This is a genomic window from Methylophaga sp. UBA2513 (assembly GCF_002341285.1).
Taxonomy (GTDB): Bacteria; Pseudomonadota; Gammaproteobacteria; order Nitrosococcales; family Methylophagaceae; genus Methylophaga; species Methylophaga marina.
The window spans coordinates 159,766-180,129 of the sequence record NZ_DDNT01000010.1; the positions used below are offsets into that span (position 1 = coordinate 159,766).

Consider the following 20,364-nt stretch of genomic DNA (forward strand, 5'->3'; position numbering starts at 1 on the left):
GGGGTTAAGCCGCTTCACTTTTACCATCAAAATCATTACGAATCAGGTAATCAAAGGCTCCCAGTGCTGCACGAGCGCCATCTCCCATTGCCATAATAATTTGTTTATATGGGATAGTAGTGACATCACCTGCGGCAAATACACCCGGCAAAGATGTTTGGCCATGATTATCGATTTCTATCTCACCAAATTTACTCAGTTCGATAGTGCCTTTTAACCAATCGGTGTTTGGCAACAGACCAATCTGAACAAACACAGCATTCAATTCAACCGTGTGCTGTTGTTCAGTGGCTCTGTCCATGTAAATCAGCCCATTGACTTTGCCATCATCTCCTGTGATTTCAGTTGTTTGGGCACCAGTGATGACCTTAACATTATCCAAAGAGAACAGTTTTTTCTGTAACACCGCATCGGCACGTAACTCACCGTTAAATTCAATCAATGTCACATGACCGACAATACCCGCCAAATCAATCGCGGCTTCAACACCCGAGTTACCGCCACCAATGACCGCAACAGGTTTACCTTTAAATAAGGGCCCATCACAGTGAGGGCAATAAGCGACGCCATGACCACGGTATTCTTTTTCACCTGGCACACCCAGCTCACGCCAGCGAGCACCAGTAGCAAGGATCACCGTTTTACTTGAAAGCGTTGCACCACTCTCCAGTTCAACATCGATCATCTTGCCATTCTTTTTCAGACTGCTTGCACGTTGAAGATTCATCACGTCTACCTCATATTGTTTGACGTGTTCTTCTAATGCAGCAACCAATTTTGGTCCTTCTGTTTCTTTGACAGAAATAAAGTTTTCAATCGCCATGGTATCCATGACCTGACCACCAAAGCGTTCAGCCACAATACCTGTACGAATACCTTTACGTGAGGCATAGATAGAGGCAGAAGCACCCGCTGGACCACCACCAATAATCAACACATCAAAATCTTCTTTTGCGCTGATTTTTTCAGCTTCACGCTTCACTGCACCTGTATCCAGTTTGGCGATGATTTCAGGCAGGCTCATACGGCCTGAGCCAAAATTCTCACCATTCAGGTAGACCGTTGGCACCGCCATAATTTTTCGCTGGTCCACCTCTTCCTGATATAACGCACCATCAATCATGGTATGCGAAATATTCGGATTATGAACGGCCATTACGTTTAATGCCTGAACGACTTCTGGGCAGTTTTGGCATGAAAGTGAAATATACGTTTCAAAGTGGTATTCCCCTTCCAGCCCTTTAATCTGGTCGATCACTTCCTGATCGAGTTTGGTTGGATGCCCACCGACATGTAGCAGAGCCAACACCAGCGATGTAAATTCGTGCCCCATCGGAATACCGGCAAAACGAATTTTTTCTTGTCCATCGGGCTGTTTGATCTGAAATGACGGCTTACGAGAATCGCTGTCAGCATCATCAGCAAAAGTGATGTCACCTGACATATCAGCGATTTCTTGCAACAAATCGCGCATTTCAGTCGCTTTAGCACTGTCATCTAGAGCCGCAATCAATTCAATTGGGCGTTTGATGTTTTGCAGATAACCTTTCAGTTGTCCGGCGATATTTGCATCCAACATAATAATTTACCTTAATCAAAAATAATTTTAGTGACACTGCCCGGGCATTTGCCCGGACAGGTCGATATAGCCTGATTAGATTTTGCCAACCAAGTCTAATGATGGAGACAGAGTCTCTTCACCTGGCTGCCAAGAAGCAGGGCAGACTTCACCATCATGTGTTGCAACATATTGTGCTGCTTGCACACGGCGAACTAAGTCTTTAGCGTTACGACCAATACCCAGATCGTTAATTTCAGCAGCTTTAATCACACCTTCTGGGTTAACGATAAATGTACCGCGAAGTGCCAGACCTTCTTCTTCAATCATCACTTCAAAGTTGCGGCTGATAACACCAGTTGGATCACCAATCATTGGAAACTTAATTTTTTGGATGGTTTCTGATGCATCGTGCCATGCTTTGTGAGTGAAGTGTGTATCAGTTGATACTGAGTAAACTTCAACACCCATTTCTTGCAGTTGAGCATAGTGGTCTGCAACATCACCTAGTTCTGTTGGACAAACGAAAGTGAAGTCAGCTGGGTAAAAAACGAAAACAGACCATTTGCCTTTCAGATCATCGCTTGAAACTTCGATGAATTCGCCATTGTGATAAGCATTCGCCTTAAACGGTTTGATTTCTGTATTAATCAGTGTAGACATTATTTGCTCCTTAAATTTTGCATTAGTGTCGTAAGTGACAGTTCGCATTGTAGTCGAGGCACATAAATAGGTACAACGACTTAATTCTATTAGTATGATTGATAAAAACGATTAAACAATCGGAAAAATAAAAAAAGCCCTTGAAGTCAAACTCCAAGGGCTTTTTTATTATTATTTATCAATCTTAACGATTGCAAATATACATGGTTACTTCGAAGCCGAAACGCATATCTGAGTATTCTGGTTTAGTCCACATAATCAATTCCTCTTAATTTAAGACGTTGTTTCTAGGGAAAACAACGTAGGTATAGACTATCTAAACTGACAAAATGTCACATCAGGGTCTTGCTTGATTCATCTCAGGATTATTCTTATTAAAATAAACGGGATTATTCAGCGATACATGAAACTAGCGCTCAGTAGAATTCAACGCGTTTAATATATGAAAAATCGCATCGCACAACAATTGAAGGTCAGCAGTATCAATAATGTAAGGTGGCATGATATAAATCATGGTTCTGAACGGTCTGATCCACACACCCTGTTCGACAATAAAGCCTGGTAACCAGTCCATCGCATCATCAAGTGGTTTCTTTAGCTCAACGACACCAATGGCCCCTTTTACCCTGACATCCTTAACTAATTCATGATCACGATATTTAGTCAGCTCGGTATTCAAACTATTTTCAATGGTGGATACCTGCGTTTGCCAGTCACTCTCCAGTAACAAATCAATACTGGCAGCTGCCACGCGACAAGCCAGTGGATTCGCCATAAAAGTGGGACCATGCATCAATACACCCGAACCATCTGCAGCAATACCGTCAGCCACCTGCTGATTACACATCACCGCTGCCAGCGTCATATACCCACCGGTAAGGGCTTTACCCATGCAAATAATATCTGGCACGATGCCAGCCTGCTCGTAAGCAAACAGTGAACCGGTTCGCCCAAAACCAGTGGCAATTTCATCAAAAATCAATAGGATATGATATTCGTCACATAAGGCGCGTATTTGACGAAGGTACTCAGCGCAATAGATGCGCATACCGCCGGCCCCTTGAACCAAAGGCTCGACGATGACAGCAGCTAATTCGTGGTGATGTTTTTCCACCAAATGTTTGAAATCTTCGATGTAGCTATCCTGCCAATCAGCATCATCTCGACACTCAGGTGCAGCAGCAAATAAATGTGTCGGCAGCACTTTTTCAAACATTTTATGCATGCCATTAACAGGATCACAGACTGACATCGCACCAAACGTATCGCCGTGATAACCATTTCTGAATGTGAGCAAGCGATGTTTTTCAGGTTTATTCTGAGCAAACCAGTATTGAATAGCCATCTTAATAGCCACTTCAACAGAGACTGAACCTGAATCGGCTAAAAATACATACTGCAAACTGTCATCGGTTATCTCTACCAGCTTTCTGGCAAGATTGACTGCTGGTTCATGCGTTAAACCGCCAAACATGACATGCGACATCGTATCAATCTGCTGATGTGCAGCCTCATTAAGCTTTGGGTGATTATAACCATGAATAGCTGACCACCAAGATGACATACCATCAACCACTTCACGACCATCAGCCAGAGTTAATCTAACGCCTTTTGCTGATGTCACCTCATGTAATAACGGTGGGTTTGACACGCTGGTATAAGGGTGCCAGATGTGGGCGGCATCAAATTCAAGATTACTTAGTTTTGTCATGTCTGTTTTACATAGTCTTAGAGCTGGCTCACCGTTTTTAATTCAGAGAGCTAAAAACAAGAATGCCCGCATTGAGCGGGCACTTTTGAGAAATAGTGTTTCGTTTATTTAGTAACACTGAAGCTCTCACCACAGCCACATTCAGAAACCACATTAGGATTTCGGAATTTAAAACTCTGATTCAAGCCTTCGCGAACAAAGTCGAGTTCCATACCATCGAGGATTGGCATAGCGTCTTCGTTAATAACCACTTTGACATCACCATGCTCAACCACCACATCGTCAGCGGCCACTTCGTCTGCATAGTCAAGCGCATAGCTATAACCTGAACAACCACTTTTGACGACGCCAATTCTTAAGCCGACACCCGATGCACGTTTTGTCATCATATCTCTGACACGATTAATGGCAGATTCAGTCAATGTAATCATATTTTCACCTGTAACATTCAGTGATTAAGACCATAAATAATTGAGAACGTTTGATTCTGATTGAAGAATATCAAAGGCTTCTTAATTAGATTCACTCATTTAGATCTGTAAAAGTGATAAGTCGAAAGTTTGGGGCAAAGAGCAAACTAGAGCATATCAAATGCGATAACTTTTTCGCCGTTTCTACTCTTTTCAAAGTTAGACACGACTTGTGCCAGAGTGATGCCATCAAGATATACACGAATCTGATCACTTAAGCTTTGCCAAAGCTCATGGCTTAAACACTGCTCATGACCGTGACAATTTTGTCGACCTTCGCATTGTGTGCTATCGACCTTCTCATCAACTGCCGATATGACATCTAACACCGTTATGGTATCTGCTGCACGACTTAAACGATATCCGCCCCCCGGACCACGAGAGCTGCTCACAAGACCTTGCTTTCTCAACCTTGCGAATAACTGCTCCAGATAAGAGAGAGAAATACCTTGTCTTTCTGAAATATCTGCCAGAGTTATTGCGCCTACGCCATAGTTCAGACTGAGGTCAAGCATGGCGGTCACAGCATAGCGACCTTTAGTGGTTAAACGCATTCTTACAAATCCAGAATAAACTTAATCGTCTAAAGTTTACATGCCTGACTATTTTAGTCAACTTTTATTCTCTTCGTTGTCCTTGTAGATATCACACCCTTCTAAATCCGGCATTTCAACGTCAGGTAATTCACCACCCAGACGATGGATTGTTTTGCACATCACATCAACGCGCTTATCCATAGCGTGAACATGCTGAATCAGTCCATGAATGGCCGAAGCCACCGGGTCCATGGTTTTACTTGAGGTACCATAGGCATCAAAACCAACCGACTGAGCTAGTTTCTGACGTTGTTTTTCATCTTCACTCAAGTTGGTTTTCACTACCCTGCCCGGCACGCCCACAACGGTATCACCTGAGGCAACATCTTTAACAACTACGGCATTGGAACCAATACGGGCACCATCATGAAGCGTAATGGGACCAAGTACTTTTGCACCGGCACCAACAACAATATTATTTCCAAGCGTAGGATGGCGTTTCCCCTCTTTCCACGATGTGCCACCCAGGGTGACACCATGATAAAGCGTCACATCATCACCGATTTCTGCGGTCTCACCAATGACGACACCCATACCGTGATCAATAAAAAAACGGCGACCAATCTTAGCGCCGGGGTGAATTTCAATACCGGTGAACCAACGTGAAATGGAAGAAATGAACTTGGCGAGCCATTTCCAGTTTGAACGCCACAACCAATGACTTAGACGGTGAAACTGCAGCGCATGTACGCCGGGATAAGTGGTGACAATTTCAAATACATTCCGTGCTGCCGGATCGCGATCAAAGACACAAGAGATATCTTCTTTGATGCGTTCCCAACGGCTTATTTTTTCTGTCATTCTTTCCTCGCTTTGGTTTCTGCTGCACGCAAAATACCATGCATAATCTGTAATTCGTTTCGATCCATATCCGCTCTGTTAAATAGTCGGCGTATACGTCGTAACAGGTTACGTGGGTTTTCAGGGTCCAGAAAACCGATGGTCGTCAACGAACGTTCAAAATGATCATATAAATGAGCTAAATCTTCTGAAGTTATCGCCTCACGCTCTTCACCAATACGACCAAAATCAATATTAGGCTGGAAGCTCATTCTGAGTTCATAAGCGACGACCTGGACTGCCGCAGCCAGGTTTAGAGAACTATAATCTGGATTAGCAGGAATATTGACTAAATACTGACATCGATCGATTTCATCATTGGATAAGCCAGAATGTTCACGACCAAACACAATAGCTATATGTGTATCATCATCGAACTTTTCAAGTTGCGTCACTGCTTCACGCGGATTCATCACTGGCATATGCAAGTGACGTAAACGGGCACTCATCGCAAAAGTATAGTGACAGCCTGCCAATGCATCATCGAGACTATCATGTACCACCGCACGGTGTAAGACATCATCCGCACCGGATGCACGTGTTGTTGCTTCAGCACTTGGGTAAATTTTAGGCGAGACAAGATGTAGATTTGTGATCCCCATCGTTTTCATTGCCCTGGCTGCCGCACCGATATTACCGGGATGCGTTGTACCGACAAGCACAAAACGAACATTATCCAGCGACTTCATTAGAATTCCTTGTTATAAACATGGCATCACCATAACTAAAAAACCGGTAACGCTGTTGGATGGCATGTTGGTATGCCTCCAGAATGTGTTTTTTACCTGCAAAGGCTGAGACCAGCATTAACAGTGTGGATTCAGAAAGGTGAAAATTCGTTACCATGGCATCAACGCTTCTAAATTGATAACCCGGATAGATGAAAATATCCGTTTCTCCTTGATAAGCCGTAATCTCACCGTTAATGGATGCTGACTCTAACGCTCTGACACTGGTAGTGCCGACAGCGATAACCCGGCCACCACGTGCTCTGGTTGCTTTTACTTGTTCTGCCACTTTATCACTGACGGCAATGACTTCTTTATGCATCTGATGAGAACGCACATCATCCACTCTGACCGGCTGAAATGTACCAGCGCCAACATGTAACGTGAGCTCAGCTGTTTCAATTCCTGCTTCACGAATTTTATTCAATAAGGCTTCATCAAAATGTAGACCCGCTGTAGGTGCAGCCACGGCTCCAACATTCCTGGCATAAACCGTCTGATAACGATCTAAATCCGCTTTATCCACTTCCCTTTCAATATAAGGGGGTAATGGTAATCGTCCATACTGATCAAGCGCATCTATCACAGAATGAATATCGTGAAACTTCAACTCAAATAAAGCATCATGCCGCCCGAGAACTTCCGCATCAAGCACACCTTCAAGTTGCAAATGACGACCGGCTGCTGGCGATTTGCTACTTCTTATATGCGCCAGTACCCGAGTTTCATCAAGCACCCGCTCTATCAACACTTCAACTTTACCACCACTATCTTTGACGCCAAAAAGGCGAGCGGGAATCACTTTTGTATTGTTAAAAACCAATAAATCATCAGGCTTGAGTAGTGATAGCAGATCGGTAAATTGGAGATCCTGGCGCTGACCGCTATTCCCTTCCAGAAACAATAATCGACTGGCAGTTCGGTTCTCTGAGGGGTATTGGGCGATTAGCTCTTCGGGCAAATCAAATTGGAAGTCACTCGTTTTCATGGGCGCGATCATAGCAAAATGTCTATCAAAACAGCATTTAAATCATCCATGTCGTCCAGCTTCAGCGAGAATAACGTTCGCTTTAGCTATTACTATCAATTAGTTAGATTTTTCAGTTAAGAACAAATGAAAATCACCCTTCCAATACTCAGGGGTAGACGTTATAATTTCGCGCTTAGGTTGCCGGGGTGGCGGAACTGGTAGACGCGCCGGATTCAAAATCCGGTTTCTTCGGAAGTGCGAGTTCGATTCTCGCCCTCGGTACCAACCTAACTCTTCTCAGCATCAATCAACTATCCCTATAAATCTGTATACACCAATCCCTATAGAATGAACGTAAATTGTTGATTTATTTTCAGTGGCTCTATTAGCACAAGCCCGACTTCACTCTATATGCACTCCCAGGCTATTTGTATAAATTAATCTCCGTGTGGCTCGATGATGGGTGGCAAACACCCACTTGGATGACATCAGGGGTGTAATGTTTTTTGTAAGTGGGGATCTGCCATTGAAAAAAAGCGGGTATCCAAAAGCAACAATTGAAGCCGAGGAGAGTAAGAGAGAGGTGTAACTGATACCCGCGATTCAGAAAATATAGCAATGAATTATGACTATTTTATGAATCGAAAAGAATTATTACCCAGCGATGTGTGGCCCCATACTTTTTATAGTTCGGCGATTCTCTACTTTTATCACTTAACGTTAAGTGATGTAACCACCTCTCTCCCCTTTCAAATAATTCAGCCCATTTCCATCTGAAAAACTTTGTTCTAGATCCTAGGCAGTCTGTTTTTCGAGTAATCTTTTTATCAAAGCAAAAGACACCGGTTTTTCTTCTATCATCGCGCTAGCAGGTAGCGTGACTTCTTTGCCTAATGCTGATTTATCTTGTGTTGTCACGATAATGATTTTGGCGTGCTTGGTTTCTTTATTTTTACTTATGGCATCGACAAGATGTGCCACATTCATATCATCCATTTCCCAATCGACAATGATGAGGTTGGGTTTATAGCGGCCTGTCAAAATGAGGGCATCAAATCCATTGTCTGTCACATGAATATTGGTCGGCAGCCCTTCCTGCCACTGTAGTAATTGTGATTCGTATAACCTCAATAGTTCGCTGTCTTTATCAACAAGTAACACCGTTAATTCAGCATGACTATTCAGTGTTGATTTGCTGGGTATTGCTAATTCTTGAGGGATCGGTTTGCCTAGTTTTTCTGCCAGACGAATCACTTCATCTTCAGAAATTCGTCGGTGGCCACCCAGTGTTTTTACAACATTAATCAATCCTTGATTTGCCCATAGCTGGATTGTTCTTGCTGTCACGCCGAGTAACTTAGCGAGTTGAGTAGTAGTAAACAATCTTTTTTCCATATCAGTCACACCATATTATGTTGTGTACAATAGTTTACACTAATTTATTCTTTTTTTGATTTTACGCTTAGATGACAAGGATAAGTAAAATTAGTTATGAATTTGAACGCATTGACTCTTCTATTGTACTAATATGAAATAAATTAGACTTTGCTGAAGAGGATTCACTATGGATACAAGTTCTCATTCCTTAGAAAACTTATTTCTCCAATTAGGCTTGGATAATAGCCCGGCCGCGATGGATGAATTTATTGTTGAGCATAAACTGCCTCCAGAAAAAACGATTGAGGCTGCGGAATTCTGGACAGCCTCACAGAGGGCGTTCATCAAAGAATGTCTCTCAGAAGATTCTGACTGGGCAGAAGTTGTCGATCAGCTCAATGTGTTACTGCATGAATAACTAACGGATTGAGCGATAGGTTTCAGTACGATCACGTTTGGTGAGTACTATTTGCCAAAGTTGGCCTTGTCGTGATTTAAAAAATCCAGCGCAGCTCATCAAATAATATTTCCACATACGGTAGAAACGTTGGTCATATTTTTCAGACAGTATTGGCCAGGCGGCCTCAAACCTATCCCACCATGCCAGTAATGTCAGCGCGTAGTCTTGTCCAAAATTATGCCAATCTTCTATCACCATGCGTTTATTTAATACATCAGCAATCTGCTCAGCTGATGGCAGCTTGCCATTTCTAAAAATATATTTATCAATCCAGGGGTCAACCCGATGAATGGTTTTATATATACCGATAGTATGCAAAAGGAATAAACCGTCTTTTTTTAATAAACGATTCACGGTATCGAAATAGATCGGATAATTTTTTTCGCCCACATGTTCAAACATGCCAACCGAGACTATTTTGTCGAACTCACCCTCTAGATCACGATAATCTGTCAGACGAATTTCTACAGGTAATCCTTTACAGCGTTGCTGAGCGAGTTTTTGTTGCTCTTGAGATATCGTTATCCCCAATACTTCAACGCCATAATGTTCAGCCGCATGACTTGCAAGACCACCCCAGCCACAACCAATTTCCAATAACTTTTCGCCTGGTTTGAGTTGAAGTTTTTTGCAGATCAGATCTAATTTATCCAGCTGAGCTTGCTCCAGCGTATTGGCTTTTTGCCAGAAACCACATGAGTAACTCATCGTCGAGTCGAGCATGGCCTCAAATATATCATTACCGATATCGTAGTGTTGTTCACCCACCTGATAGGCACGTTTTTCAGTTTGTAGATTAAAGAAGCGGTGTCTAAGACTTTGAAGAATCAGAGCAAACTTACCCACGCCCACAAGGTTTTCTTCAATATTAGCGCGCATGATGCGATAAAAAAGCTCATCCATTCGCTCACAGTCCCAGAGACCATCCATGTAGCTTTCCCCGAAGCCTAATGAACCTTTCGTTAAAATCTGAGAGTAAACATCACGATGGTGAACTTGAATATCCCAAGGATTGCTGCCGTTAAAACGAACATCACACTGTTTGGCTAGCTCACGTAAAACTGCAGGCGGAGACAAAGAAGCCTGACTGGATGTTGATGAATTATAGATGTCATCACGATTATCATACTGCTCGAATCTAGCCATGCTTTTCCCTACCTCCAGAGAGTGAGCCTGAATAAATTAAAGAATTTGATTAACCTGTAAATTACTTGTTTAGACAATATATTACAATCCGTGTAATTACGTACAGACATAAAAAAGCCCGAACAGACCGCGTCATGTTCGGGCTCTCAGAAGCATGATTTTTATTCTGCTTCTTTTACAATTTGTGCTTGGTGGTAGTTTTGTAAGCCCATTTTTTCTATCAAGCCAAGTTGCGTTTCTAACCAATCAACATGCTCTTCTTCAGAGTTTAAAATATCCTGAAACAAGTCACGGGTGACATAGTCCCCGACAGATTCACAATATTTAATGCCTTCTTGTAAATCGGGGATGGCATCTAATTCGAGAGCTAAATCACTTTCGAGCATTTCTTTTGTATTTTCACCAATACGCAGTGCACCTAGATCTTGTAAATTTGGCAAACCTTCTAAGAATAAAACTCGCTCTGTTAATTTGTCTGCGTGTTTCATTTCATCAATAGATTCATGATATTCATGTTCGTATAGGTTGTGCAGACCCCAGTCTTTATACATTTTGGCGTGAAGGAAATATTGATTGATAGCAATTAGCTCATTCCCTAATACTTTATTTAAGTATTCGATAACTTTTTTATCGCCTTTCATAAACAACCCCTTAATTTCATGTAAAGTTGCCATGATTATCGTTTGTCTGAGTCAAAAGTCAAAGCTAAGCGACTGTTTTAAAAATAAAATCAGAATTATTATCATCTAGATTGGGATATATACGGCAGGGTTGTTTGGACGATGAAAGATGTCTAAAGACATGATAAACACAAAAAGACCTTTATGTTTATCAACTTAGCTAATTGAACAGAAACAGATACTCAGTTATTGAGCGGGAATAATAGTTACACACTGAACTGAGAGTGATAATGAGAATGACTTATAGTTAACTAAAATACTTTTTACTGTGCGGGGAATATTAGCCCTCTCCGGAACATGCACTGGGGATAACATCCGTTTGTTCAAATTCATTTAGCAAACGATTAACTTTGAACTGACACTTCCCACAACATGCAGACGCGCCGGTTTGTTCACGAATGTGATGCAGTGTATTTGCACCAGACTCCATGGCTTCGTTGATGGCGTCTGAGTTCACATTGTTACAGATACATACAATCATTGCAGTACTCACTTGAGGTTTGATGTTAATGATAATGATTGTTATTTAATGAGTCAATTATATTTTTAGATTATTCCTCAAAAAAATAATGACTTTTTCACAAAGCTCATACAGCAGTGCGTTATGCTTACACTGAAGGCAATCAAAAAGTAAGGACCGAGAGATGAAGATCAACCCAGCAACCGTTCTCATCGTCGAAGATCATCAAGATCTGGCGGCAAATGTAGGGGACTTTCTAGAAGAAGGTGGCATGACTGTCGACTTCGCTGCCGATGGACTGACAGCATTAAAACTATGTAGTCAGAACCATTATGATGCTGTTGTGTTAGACGTCATGATGCCAGGGATTGATGGCTTTGAAGTCTGTGAACGAATTCGTGGTGAGCTACAACTTGATATGCCTATCGTAATGCTCACAGCCAGAGATACACTCAATGACAAATTGAGCGGCTTTGAGTATGGGGCAGATGACTACCTCATTAAGCCTTTTGAGATGAAAGAATTAGAGGCAAGACTGACCTCACATATACGTCGTCATAGAGGAGAAATGGATACAAAATCATTGCAAATTGCCGATATGATTTTTGATCCTAAGACCATGCGTGTGACACGAGCTGGTGAAAATGTCCGCCTTTCACCCATCATGCTACAGATTTTGAAAATTCTTATGCGTGAATCACCAAAGTTAGTGACACGGGAAAAGCTGGAAACAGAGATATGGGGTGAAGATACCCCTGACAGTGATACGCTACGTAGCCATTTATACAATCTTAGAAAACTGATTGATAAACCTTTTCAGCAACATCTGCTACACACTATCCCTGGCGTAGGATATAAGCTCTGTGAAGAGAAAGATCTATAAGAGTTAGCTTTCAATCTGTGACTTAGGAAAATGGACGCTCACCTCTGTCCCTTTTCCAATTTCACTGGTGATGCGTAAATGCCAGAAGTAGCGATTGCATAAACGTTTAACAATGGTCATTCCTAAACCATAGCCCTTTTCATTATTATCACGCTCTCCGCGATAAAAAGGTTCAAACACATTTTTAACTTGTTGCTCACTCATCCCAACACCACTATCAGCAACAGAAAATCCCTGCTGCCAAATTTTGATAATCACATGGCCTTTGGGCGTGTAATTAAAGGCATTACGCAACAAGTTACTCATCAAAATAGACACTACCGCTTCGGGTGCCTTAACCACTAATTTAGCTTGTTCATCAATATCGACGGTTATCGACTTGTCTTGGAATAGTGTCTCCAGTGTGTCCAACTGTTTCAGGGCCATCGCATTAATATCAACATCCTGAACCGGTAGCACGGCTTTTTCTTCCCTCGCCAGTATGAGCAGTGTTTCAATCAATGCTTCCATGTCATATAAGGTGCGATAAACTCGGCGCATCGTTTTATCATTAGCTACATCGTAACGACGCTCAAGTAATTCCATGGCACTTCTTAATACAGCTATTGGGGTTCTCAGTTCGTGACTGGCATCTCGTGTGAAATGGCGCTCCCGATCAATAAAGAGCTCAAGACGCTGGGTAAACTGATCCAACGCGCCTACTAAGCTTGATACTTCATCGTCGGGGATATCACGTAGTTCTTGCAAATCCAAGTCCGGTAGACTGCCATCTTTGATTTCGGCTTGTCTCACCGACTTGGCTAACTTCACGATGGGCGACACCGCTTTATGCGATTGACGGTACGCTATCCAGGCCAGGATATATAACACCACTAACACGCCAGCGAGCGGCAAAATACCAAATAAAAGTGCCAGACGGGAGACTTTTACTTCATCAAAAATCAGATAAAGTCGGCTATTACCTTTGTCTTCTATGTAGAGAATGGGGGTTTCTTGATTTAATCCAGCTCGCTGATAACCAGGTGACAGAGGCACTAATTCTCTAGGTAAGGAAGAGTAGTCCCCATCTGTGACCAGATAGGTTTTTAAATTCATTGTATCTGGTGGTGGAAAATCAGGATCTTTGTCACGCATTTCCCAAAAGTGCTGAGCTTCACCTTCTAATGCCTGGCGCACCAGCACATCTTCAACCATGATTTTTGCAGCATAAATACCACCGACAGTGACAAGACTAATTAATAGAACCTGTATAAGAAAAACTTTAACTAACTTGGCTTGGAGGGTGGATTTATTTTTCAGCATTCACTACTCATCTTTTCTCGAATAAATAGTGTCCGACAAGCCATTGGTTTCCATTTTCATATCCAAACAACTCTGCACACGCCATAAAAAACAAACGCCAGCGCTGTAACCAGGTTTCCGCTTGGTCGCCATAAACATCTCGGAATAAACGTAGCACATTCGCTTCATTTTTATCTGTATTTTCCAGCCAGGCTTCTGCTGTTTTCTGATAATGACTACCATTAACTAACCAGTGTTGCTGTATGGATAATTGTGATTGAAAGTACAGCAAAGTATCGGCAGAAGGCATGAGACCACCCGTAAAGAAATAGCGCCCCATCCAGTTATCTTCACCTTCAGTTTCAAATGGATACACCACTTCCCGGTGACAGAAAATGTGCACAAATAACTTGCCTTGCAGCTTTAGCCAGTCTCCAATCTTGTCGAATAAACGCTGGTAATTACGCATATGCTCAAACATTTCAACTGACACCACACGGTCGAATTGTTGTTCCAGCTCTAAGTCATTCACATCACAGGTAATCACCTGAACATTACTCAAACCACGATCTAATAATTGCTGTTCGATATATTGGCGTTGTGAATGTGAGTTAGACACCGCTGTTATCTTGGCAAAGGGCAGTTTTTCTGCCATGTATAAGGTCAAAGAGCCCCAACCACACCCCAACTCAAGAATGTGTTGGCCATTGACTAACTCTGCCCTCTCCAGATAAATGCTCAGCATGGCTTCTTCTGCATCATCGAGGGTCAAACAACTGTTTGTCCAGTAACAACCACTATATTTAAAGTGCTTGCCTAGTACTTCTTTATAAAACTCAGCAGGCACTTCATAGTGCTGCTCATTCGCAGCATCTGTTTCTATGGCGATAGGACTTTGTTTTAGTTGCTCAATGCATTGCTGTTTACGTTGAGTTAATTTATCTGGCTCTGAAGCGTATTCCTCTTTTAGGCGTTGTTTCAGTAACTGCCTTATTCCGATTCGAATCAAGCTGTCAGGAAACCACTTCTTTTCTGCCAAATCAATCATACCCATCTTTCTTTCTCCACGGAATAAATGCACTGGTTGTTTTTTGATATTGTCGGTATGCGTCGCCACGACTTCGGATAGCTTGTTGCTCGGTGTAAGGAATCCCTGTGATGAAGTACAAAAAGGCAAACATCACAACAGGCATTATCCATAGCCACTCGCCACCAGAAATGCCTATGGCCATGATGGGGTAACTAAACCAGTGACACCATTCAAAAAAGTAATTCGGGTGACGTGAATAAAACCAAAGCCCTTTCTCACATACTTTGCCTTTGTTAGCGGGATTCTTTTTAAATTCGGCAAGTTGTTTATCCGCTACGTAGACCCCGACCCAAGCTCCAAACGCGAGGGCTAATGCAACAACAAGCCATACAAGTTGAAAAGTCTCTACCTGAGCTAACCACCAAATCGGCAAGGTAAAACCCCAGGCTAAAACAGCCTGAAATTGAAAAAAGAAAAAATGATTCCGATGTGCTTTGTCTCCCCAATACTCACGCAGATAACGATAGCGCCCGTCTTCCGGTTCTGAAAAAACACGTGTGCTGAGGTGAATAAACAAACGTAGATACCAAAAGCTCATTAATGCAGCACTGGCTACTCGTAACACGACATCACCCTGCATCTGCGTGGCATACAGAATGGGTAACCCCATCATCAATCCAGACCAGAGAACATCCACCACGCCAGCATTATTGGTTCTTCCTTCATATATCCAGCCAAACAGCATGGTAATACTCGCAATCAGCAGGCCGAGTTCAAGCATGTTCAGTCTCCTCTTTATGTCGCCAATGGTTTGCAATCTGCATCAACAAAGGAATCCACAAAGCCCAGCTGATTGATACCACAGCTAGTGCCAGAAAAGGTGTATTCAGACTGACTGCACCGGCTTCGCTACCAGCATAATAGGACAGTGGAGCAGCGACTATGCACAACAATCCCAATAAAACAGGCTTCCGTTGCAGCCAGCTTAATGAGTGATTCAAGGTCAACATAAAGTTGATCCACAAACATCCTATCCACCAGGGAGCAACATGAATAAACGTTTTATCGATGTAATTCATGAGATCCAAGTTGAGCCAGACAGTATCTAAGAGCATCCCAGCGGAAAGCCCGAGCAGAATCAATTTGATATCTGTTTTTTTCCATGGACTCAGGGCTAGCTGGAAAATGATAAACAGCGCTGTCGCTAGTAATGCGTAATGACTACTGTTGGCAGCAGCTGAGAAAATACTGATAAACCAAACTAGCTGGAAAGCAATAAAGTTGAATACATTAACCACGTTGTGGAACCCACTGTGCCTGTCGCGTATCCTGTTTACTAAACAGTAAATGAACATCACTGATACTGCGTTCAATAAAGCCACCTTCGCAGTAAGAAAGGTAAAACTCCCACATTCTTATAAAACGCTCGTCATACCCCATCGCTTTAACTTGCTCTTCCTTATCGAAGAACCGTTCACGCCATACCCGCAATGTTTGCGCGTAACTCGGCCCAATGTCTTCCAGATTAGTTAATCTCATCTGTGCTTTTGCAGCGGCATTGACCAAAACACTGACACAGGGAATAAAACTACCTGGAAAAATAAACCGTTTAATAAAATCGACTGATTTCAATGATTGTCGATAACGGTGATCTTCCAGCGTAATCGCCTGAATCACCGCAACGCCATTCGCTTTTAACAAGTCACTGCAACGTTGAAAGTACTCATTAATAAAATGATGCCCCACAGCCTCAACCATTTCGATGGAGACAAGCTTGTCATATTGGCCTTCCAGATCACGGTAATCTTCCAGCAACACGGTGACTTTATCTTGCAGGTTGTATTCTTGAACGCGACGAACAGCATAATCATATTGCTGTTGAGAAATCGTGGTGGTTGTTACCCGACAGCCATAGTGGAGTGCTGCAAACACCGCACAACCACCCCACCCGGTACCAATCTCCAGTAAGTGGTCATCTGGTTGCAAGTCTAACTTGTCACATAAGCGGGCTAATTTGTTAGTTTGAGCCTGCTCTAAACTTTCAGCAAAGTCATAATACAGTCCAGATGAATACATCATATGTTCACGATCCAAAAACAACTCAAACAAGTCGTTACCCAGATCATAATGTGCAGCAATATTTTTACGGCTGCCGTCACGCGTATTTTTCCTTAACCAATGCACGCCTTGCATGACAACACCAGTCAGCCTGGCCAGGCCCTTTTCCATACCATCTACCAGATGGCGGTTTCTGACTAACAATCGTATTAATCGTGTTAAGTCATCCGTTTGCCATTCACCATCCATATAAGATTCTGCTGCACCAACAGAACCACCCAGAACAGCTGCTTCAAAAAAATGTGGGTGTTGAACAAAGATATGACTTTTTAATTCGGCTTTTGGATCTCCAAATTCCAGACGACTATCAGCCATTTCGATGACTAAAAAACCTTCTTTGAAGCCATCCAATTGCTTGCAGAACAGAGTCATACAAAGACGATGAAACTTGCTGATTCTTAATTCACTTTGTCGAGTAGCATGAATGGGAGGTGTCATGATTTATCCTTCAAAGCTGGTTTGTCTGAGTATGTACGGTTATCAGATGAATTCTGCGGATGGCTATAGAAAGGCACTCTTCGAATCCACAACTTCAAAGCATGCCAATAGATCCGCCAGATAATCTTGAATGTTTGTAACGGGTAATCCCGTGGTAAGCGAGACATACTTTGTTGGTCAAGAGGCTGGCGCTTTAGCATCATATCTGCAGTGAATTGTTTTTCATTATTGCGAAATAAATGCATATCGATACTCAGCTCATCTTCACGCCAGAAAAATCGCCACTCATATTGAATATCCATGGGCATAAAAGGTGAAATGTGGAACTGTTTATCGAATGTCGATATCACAGATTGATCTTGACTACTCGGCTTCGCTTTTAATACATAACAATAGCGTTCATCCCAAGGTGTGTTGTTGATATCCGCCAGGACATACTCAAGTTGCCCCTGATGATTCACACAAAAATAAAAACTGACCGGATTAAACACAAACCCTAAGTAACGTGGATGGGTTAACAGATAAACTTGGCCGGAAAACTGCTCACCCGTCCGTTTAAAAATCAGCGACTCAACCGTCGTTTTTAAATCACCATTATGTCGGCCTAAATAATCCTTACGCTTAAAACTAATCAGATTAAAGCGTTCTAATGACCACCAACGGTGACGCTCAAAAACAGACGCTATTTCATCGACATCCAGCATTAACATGGCAATCGGATATTGAAACTGGTGGCGTTTAGGCTGAAAACGCGTGTGGTTCACCTCACCTTTCATCAACGCAGTAGAGAACATTTACAACACCTCGCCATTAAGCTGCTGAACCACTTTCAATGCACTTTTTACTCCATCCTCGTGAAAGCCCCAGTCCCAGTAAGCACCACAGAAATACGTATGCCGTTGGCCGGAAATATCGGCCCAGCGTTGTTGCGCGGCTAAAGTTTTTTCAGTGTAAACCGGATGTGAATAATGTCGCTCTACCAGCACTTTATCAGGAGAGATACGAGCGGCAGAGTTCAAGGAAACAATAAACTCGACCGGAGCATCTAATCTCTGCAAGGTGTTCATATGGTACGAAACGGTGCATTGCTCTTGCAGATCAGGGCTGACATGAACATTCCAGCTCGCCCATGCAGCTCTATTGCTTGGCAGTACAGATTCATCTGTATGCAACTGCATATGATTGCGCTGATAATCAATATTTCCTAAGACCGTTGCCTCATCATAGCTGGAGTCAGCAAGAAGTGATAAAGCCTGGTCAGAGTGACACGCCAAAACGACAGCATCAAACATCTGCTTTTCACCATTAACAGACAAGATAACGCCATCATCCGTGCGTTGAATATTTTCGACGGGAGAATTTTGATGAATCTTTCCACTAAAGTGATGAATAAATTGTTTTATGTACTGATTGGAGCCACCCTCGACGACACGCCACTGAGGTCTTTTCATTAACGACAGCATTTTATGATTTGCCATAAAAGACACCAGATAACGAACTGGCATATCTAACAAGCTAACGGATGGACCAGACCATAATGCACATGCCATGGGAATAAGGTGATCGTGAATGAACACATCACTATAACCATGCTTCTTAAGATACTCTCCTACAGTTTGTGTGTTACTAGGTTGCTTGAGAATATCCGGTGATGCTTTATAGAACTTGATAATGTCGGCAATCATCCGATAAAAAGCAGGATTGATCAGATTTTTTCGTTGGCAGAATAATGTATTCAGACTCGTCGCATTGTACTGCAGTCCAGTATCAGCATTATCAACACTGAAACTCATTTCAGTATCGATGGCCCTTACCTTGAGTTCGCTTAGTAGCTGGCTGAAGTTTGGATAGTTGTATTCATTAAAGACGATAAAACCGGTATCAACTGACCATGATGTGCCTTCGATATGGATCTGATGGGTATCGGTATGTCCACCAATGTAATCATTCGCCTCGAATAAGGTGACATTATGCTGCTTTGATAAATACCAAGCGGCAGTGACACCTGATATTCCGCCACCAACAATTGCAATATTCATTGGCTCACCTTGTTGAGTTGGTGGTCGCGCTTTTTGACTGGTATCGTTCTCGTATCCCATATCAAGCCAAATTTATTCATCAAGCAAAGCAGGTAAAAACTGATATCCACTTCCCACCAGTAAAACCCTTGTCTTGCCGACGATGCATGATAGTGATGGTTGTTATGCCAGCCTTCGCCCAGCGTTAAAAGTGCTAATAAAAAATTATTACGGCTATCATCGCCAGTGTTGTAGCGGCGCTTTCCCCATTTGTGAGCGAGAGAGTTAATCAGTAATGTTGCATGTAGCAGGATGACCGTCGAAATAAAATATCCCCAAACCACCATTTGCCAGCCATTCGTATTCAATCCCGGATTTAGCCAACTTAACCATTCACCCAGACCAAACAAACTCAGCGCCAGCAACAATGGAATTGCTATATCAAATCTGTCCAGCCAACGTAGTTCTGGATAACGAGACAAATCCTTTACAAGCCCATAATCAGCGTGGAAGTGGCGTTTGGTCAAAAACCACCCAACATGGCTCCATAGAAAACCCTCTCGTGGTGAATGAGGATCTTGATTGGTATCCGCATGACGGTGATGGTTGCGATGATGTGCCGCCCACCAGATTGGGCCTCGTTGAGTCGAGGCAGCACCGATAACTGCAAATACAAACTGCACTGGTCTGCTTGTTTTAAACGATTTGTGAGCAAAATATCGATGATAGAAAGCGGTAATAGCAAACATTCTGACAAGATAGAGAATCACCGCTGTGTATACGGCTACAGCTGATATCCCCACCAAAAAAACAGCAAGACAGGCTAGATGTAACACGATAAACGGTATGATTCTAAACCAATCAATCCTGTCATCAGCTGCGGCATATCGGATGCTACTATCACTATCAAACCAGTATCGTAACGATTTCATATCAG

The 20,364-nt window shown here is 42.6% G+C and carries 23 protein-coding genes and 1 tRNA gene; 3 read left to right on the forward strand and 21 right to left on the reverse strand.

The annotated features are described in order from the left end of the window. Nucleotides 1-4: 4 nt before the first annotated feature. The 9 genes from ahpF to queA form a co-directional block, all read right to left on the reverse strand. Nucleotides 5-1,579: an alkyl hydroperoxide reductase subunit F gene (ahpF, locus tag B3V56_RS06570; RefSeq protein WP_286305050.1), complete on the reverse strand. Its 1,575-nt coding sequence runs from the start codon at nucleotides 1,577-1,579 to the stop codon at nucleotides 5-7. 75 nt (nucleotides 1,580-1,654) lie between these two features. Beyond that, nucleotides 1,655-2,221, reverse strand: coding sequence for an alkyl hydroperoxide reductase subunit C (gene ahpC, locus B3V56_RS06575; RefSeq protein WP_286305051.1), 567 nt, complete (start codon nucleotides 2,219-2,221; stop codon nucleotides 1,655-1,657). Between the two features lie 184 nt (nucleotides 2,222-2,405). Further along, the gene (gene pqqA / locus B3V56_RS06580; RefSeq protein WP_081443609.1) at nucleotides 2,406-2,477 is read right to left on the reverse strand and encodes a pyrroloquinoline quinone precursor peptide PqqA; all 72 of its coding nucleotides are present in this window, start codon (nucleotides 2,475-2,477) and stop codon (nucleotides 2,406-2,408) included. A gap of 153 nt (nucleotides 2,478-2,630) precedes the next feature. Next, on the reverse strand, nucleotides 2,631-3,932 hold the full coding sequence (gene bioA, locus B3V56_RS06585) for an adenosylmethionine--8-amino-7-oxononanoate transaminase (protein WP_286305052.1): 1,302 nt from the start codon (nucleotides 3,930-3,932) through the stop codon (nucleotides 2,631-2,633). 104 nt (nucleotides 3,933-4,036) lie between these two features. Next, nucleotides 4,037-4,363, reverse strand: coding sequence for a HesB/IscA family protein (locus tag B3V56_RS06590; RefSeq protein WP_286305053.1), 327 nt, complete (start codon nucleotides 4,361-4,363; stop codon nucleotides 4,037-4,039). Nucleotides 4,364-4,509: 146 nt separating this feature from the next. Next, nucleotides 4,510-4,956: an Rrf2 family transcriptional regulator gene (locus B3V56_RS06595; RefSeq protein WP_289244958.1), complete on the reverse strand. Its 447-nt coding sequence runs from the start codon at nucleotides 4,954-4,956 to the stop codon at nucleotides 4,510-4,512. 57 nt (nucleotides 4,957-5,013) lie between these two features. Further along, complete coding sequence (cysE, locus tag B3V56_RS06600) at nucleotides 5,014-5,799, reverse strand: serine O-acetyltransferase (protein WP_289244959.1); 786 nt, start codon at nucleotides 5,797-5,799, stop codon at nucleotides 5,014-5,016. After that, a complete protein-coding gene (locus B3V56_RS06605) occupies nucleotides 5,796-6,527 on the reverse strand; it encodes an RNA methyltransferase (RefSeq protein WP_289282513.1) in 732 nt (243 codons plus the stop codon). The genes cysE and B3V56_RS06605 overlap by 4 nt, the downstream gene beginning before the upstream one ends. Then, a complete protein-coding gene (queA, locus tag B3V56_RS06610; RefSeq protein ID WP_286305056.1) occupies nucleotides 6,511-7,554 on the reverse strand; it encodes a tRNA preQ1(34) S-adenosylmethionine ribosyltransferase-isomerase QueA in 1,044 nt (347 codons plus the stop codon). The genes B3V56_RS06605 and queA overlap by 17 nt, the downstream gene beginning before the upstream one ends. Before the next feature lie 182 nt (nucleotides 7,555-7,736). Between queA and B3V56_RS06615 the strand changes: the two genes are divergently transcribed. Continuing rightward, nucleotides 7,737-7,821, forward strand: a tRNA-Leu gene (locus B3V56_RS06615). 510 nt (nucleotides 7,822-8,331) lie between these two features. On the opposite strand, the gene B3V56_RS06620 is transcribed toward B3V56_RS06615, so the two are convergent. After that, entirely contained in the window at nucleotides 8,332-8,931 is a 600-nt protein-coding gene (locus B3V56_RS06620) for a helix-turn-helix domain-containing protein (protein WP_286305057.1), read from the reverse strand. A 169-nt stretch (nucleotides 8,932-9,100) separates the two neighbouring features. Between B3V56_RS06620 and B3V56_RS06625 the strand changes: the two genes are divergently transcribed. Then, nucleotides 9,101-9,331, forward strand: coding sequence for a DUF2789 domain-containing protein (locus tag B3V56_RS06625; protein WP_289282514.1), 231 nt, complete (start codon nucleotides 9,101-9,103; stop codon nucleotides 9,329-9,331). Here the strand turns inward: B3V56_RS06625 and cfa are convergent, their stop codons facing one another. The 3 genes from cfa to B3V56_RS06640 all read right to left on the reverse strand — a co-directional run bounded on the left by cfa (nucleotide 9,332) and on the right by B3V56_RS06640 (nucleotide 11,680). Next, the gene (gene cfa / locus B3V56_RS06630) at nucleotides 9,332-10,519 is read right to left on the reverse strand and encodes a cyclopropane fatty acyl phospholipid synthase (RefSeq protein ID WP_289282515.1); all 1,188 of its coding nucleotides are present in this window, start codon (nucleotides 10,517-10,519) and stop codon (nucleotides 9,332-9,334) included. Nucleotides 10,520-10,680: 161 nt separating this feature from the next. Continuing rightward, a complete protein-coding gene (gene bfr / locus B3V56_RS06635; protein ID WP_286305060.1) occupies nucleotides 10,681-11,160 on the reverse strand; it encodes a bacterioferritin in 480 nt (159 codons plus the stop codon). A 319-nt stretch (nucleotides 11,161-11,479) separates the two neighbouring features. After that, nucleotides 11,480-11,680 carry a (2Fe-2S)-binding protein gene (locus B3V56_RS06640; RefSeq protein ID WP_289244964.1) on the reverse strand — a complete coding sequence of 67 codons (201 nt, stop codon included), beginning with the start codon at nucleotides 11,678-11,680 and terminating at the stop codon, nucleotides 11,480-11,482. A gap of 163 nt (nucleotides 11,681-11,843) precedes the next feature. On the opposite strand from B3V56_RS06640, the gene B3V56_RS06645 reads away from it, so the two are divergent. After that, nucleotides 11,844-12,542 carry a response regulator transcription factor gene (locus B3V56_RS06645; protein ID WP_286305062.1) on the forward strand — a complete coding sequence of 233 codons (699 nt, stop codon included), beginning with the start codon at nucleotides 11,844-11,846 and terminating at the stop codon, nucleotides 12,540-12,542. A gap of 3 nt (nucleotides 12,543-12,545) precedes the next feature. On the opposite strand, the gene B3V56_RS06650 is transcribed toward B3V56_RS06645, so the two are convergent. From B3V56_RS06650 to B3V56_RS06685, 8 genes are read right to left on the reverse strand one after another with little or no spacing between them, the layout of a single operon-like run. Further along, on the reverse strand, nucleotides 12,546-13,844 hold the full coding sequence (locus tag B3V56_RS06650) for a sensor histidine kinase (protein ID WP_289282516.1): 1,299 nt from the start codon (nucleotides 13,842-13,844) through the stop codon (nucleotides 12,546-12,548). Between the two features lie 7 nt (nucleotides 13,845-13,851). Continuing rightward, nucleotides 13,852-14,877, reverse strand: coding sequence for an SAM-dependent methyltransferase (locus B3V56_RS06655; protein WP_289282517.1), 1,026 nt, complete (start codon nucleotides 14,875-14,877; stop codon nucleotides 13,852-13,854). Beyond that, nucleotides 14,864-15,634, reverse strand: coding sequence for a DUF1295 domain-containing protein (locus tag B3V56_RS06660; RefSeq protein ID WP_289282518.1), 771 nt, complete (start codon nucleotides 15,632-15,634; stop codon nucleotides 14,864-14,866). The genes B3V56_RS06655 and B3V56_RS06660 overlap by 14 nt, the downstream gene beginning before the upstream one ends. After that, nucleotides 15,627-16,151, reverse strand: coding sequence for a DUF2878 domain-containing protein (locus B3V56_RS06665; protein ID WP_286305066.1), 525 nt, complete (start codon nucleotides 16,149-16,151; stop codon nucleotides 15,627-15,629). The genes B3V56_RS06660 and B3V56_RS06665 overlap by 8 nt, the downstream gene beginning before the upstream one ends. Further along, a complete protein-coding gene (locus B3V56_RS06670; RefSeq protein ID WP_289284085.1) occupies nucleotides 16,144-17,409 on the reverse strand; it encodes an SAM-dependent methyltransferase in 1,266 nt (421 codons plus the stop codon). The genes B3V56_RS06665 and B3V56_RS06670 overlap by 8 nt, the downstream gene beginning before the upstream one ends. Further along, nucleotides 17,406-18,203: a DUF1365 domain-containing protein gene (locus B3V56_RS06675; RefSeq protein WP_286305068.1), complete on the reverse strand. Its 798-nt coding sequence runs from the start codon at nucleotides 18,201-18,203 to the stop codon at nucleotides 17,406-17,408. Before B3V56_RS06675 ends, B3V56_RS06670 begins: the two co-directional genes overlap by 4 nt. Further along, complete coding sequence (locus B3V56_RS06680; protein ID WP_289283517.1) at nucleotides 18,204-19,448, reverse strand: NAD(P)/FAD-dependent oxidoreductase; 1,245 nt, start codon at nucleotides 19,446-19,448, stop codon at nucleotides 18,204-18,206. It lies immediately after the preceding gene. After that, complete coding sequence (locus B3V56_RS06685) at nucleotides 19,445-20,359, reverse strand: acyl-CoA desaturase (protein WP_289283518.1); 915 nt, start codon at nucleotides 20,357-20,359, stop codon at nucleotides 19,445-19,447. The genes B3V56_RS06680 and B3V56_RS06685 overlap by 4 nt, the downstream gene beginning before the upstream one ends. Nucleotides 20,360-20,364 lie beyond the last annotated feature (5 nt).

Coding starts and splice junctions, on each gene's coding strand:
- B3V56_RS06595 (WP_289244958.1), bottom strand. CDS start 4,956: ATGCGTTTAACCACTAAAGGTCGCTATGCTGTGACCGCCATGCTTGAC.
- B3V56_RS06680 (WP_289283517.1), bottom strand. CDS start 19,448: ATGAATATTGCAATTGTTGGTGGCGGAATATCAGGTGTCACTGCCGCT.
- cysE (WP_289244959.1), bottom strand. CDS start 5,799: ATGACAGAAAAAATAAGCCGTTGGGAACGCATCAAAGAAGATATCTCT.
- B3V56_RS06620 (WP_286305057.1), bottom strand. CDS start 8,931: ATGGAAAAAAGATTGTTTACTACTACTCAACTCGCTAAGTTACTCGGC.
- B3V56_RS06640 (WP_289244964.1), bottom strand. CDS start 11,680: ATGATTGTATGTATCTGTAACAATGTGAACTCAGACGCCATCAACGAA.
- B3V56_RS06655 (WP_289282517.1), bottom strand. CDS start 14,877: ATGGGTATGATTGATTTGGCAGAAAAGAAGTGGTTTCCTGACAGCTTG.
- B3V56_RS06590 (WP_286305053.1), bottom strand. CDS start 4,363: ATGATTACATTGACTGAATCTGCCATTAATCGTGTCAGAGATATGATG.
- B3V56_RS06685 (WP_289283518.1), bottom strand. CDS start 20,359: ATGAAATCGTTACGATACTGGTTTGATAGTGATAGTAGCATCCGATAT.
- B3V56_RS06660 (WP_289282518.1), bottom strand. CDS start 15,634: ATGCTTGAACTCGGCCTGCTGATTGCGAGTATTACCATGCTGTTTGGC.
- cfa (WP_289282515.1), bottom strand. CDS start 10,519: ATGGCTAGATTCGAGCAGTATGATAATCGTGATGACATCTATAATTCA.
- ahpC (WP_286305051.1), bottom strand. CDS start 2,221: ATGTCTACACTGATTAATACAGAAATCAAACCGTTTAAGGCGAATGCT.
- B3V56_RS06645 (WP_286305062.1), top strand. CDS start 11,844: ATGAAGATCAACCCAGCAACCGTTCTCATCGTCGAAGATCATCAAGAT.
- B3V56_RS06625 (WP_289282514.1), top strand. CDS start 9,101: ATGGATACAAGTTCTCATTCCTTAGAAAACTTATTTCTCCAATTAGGC.
- B3V56_RS06675 (WP_286305068.1), bottom strand. CDS start 18,203: ATGTTCTCTACTGCGTTGATGAAAGGTGAGGTGAACCACACGCGTTTT.
- B3V56_RS06650 (WP_289282516.1), bottom strand. CDS start 13,844: ATGCTGAAAAATAAATCCACCCTCCAAGCCAAGTTAGTTAAAGTTTTT.
- ahpF (WP_286305050.1), bottom strand. CDS start 1,579: ATGTTGGATGCAAATATCGCCGGACAACTGAAAGGTTATCTGCAAAAC.
- B3V56_RS06605 (WP_289282513.1), bottom strand. CDS start 6,527: ATGAAGTCGCTGGATAATGTTCGTTTTGTGCTTGTCGGTACAACGCAT.
- bioA (WP_286305052.1), bottom strand. CDS start 3,932: ATGACAAAACTAAGTAATCTTGAATTTGATGCCGCCCACATCTGGCAC.
- queA (WP_286305056.1), bottom strand. CDS start 7,554: ATGAAAACGAGTGACTTCCAATTTGATTTGCCCGAAGAGCTAATCGCC.
- bfr (WP_286305060.1), bottom strand. CDS start 11,160: ATGAAAGGCGATAAAAAAGTTATCGAATACTTAAATAAAGTATTAGGG.
- B3V56_RS06670 (WP_289284085.1), bottom strand. CDS start 17,409: ATGACACCTCCCATTCATGCTACTCGACAAAGTGAATTAAGAATCAGC.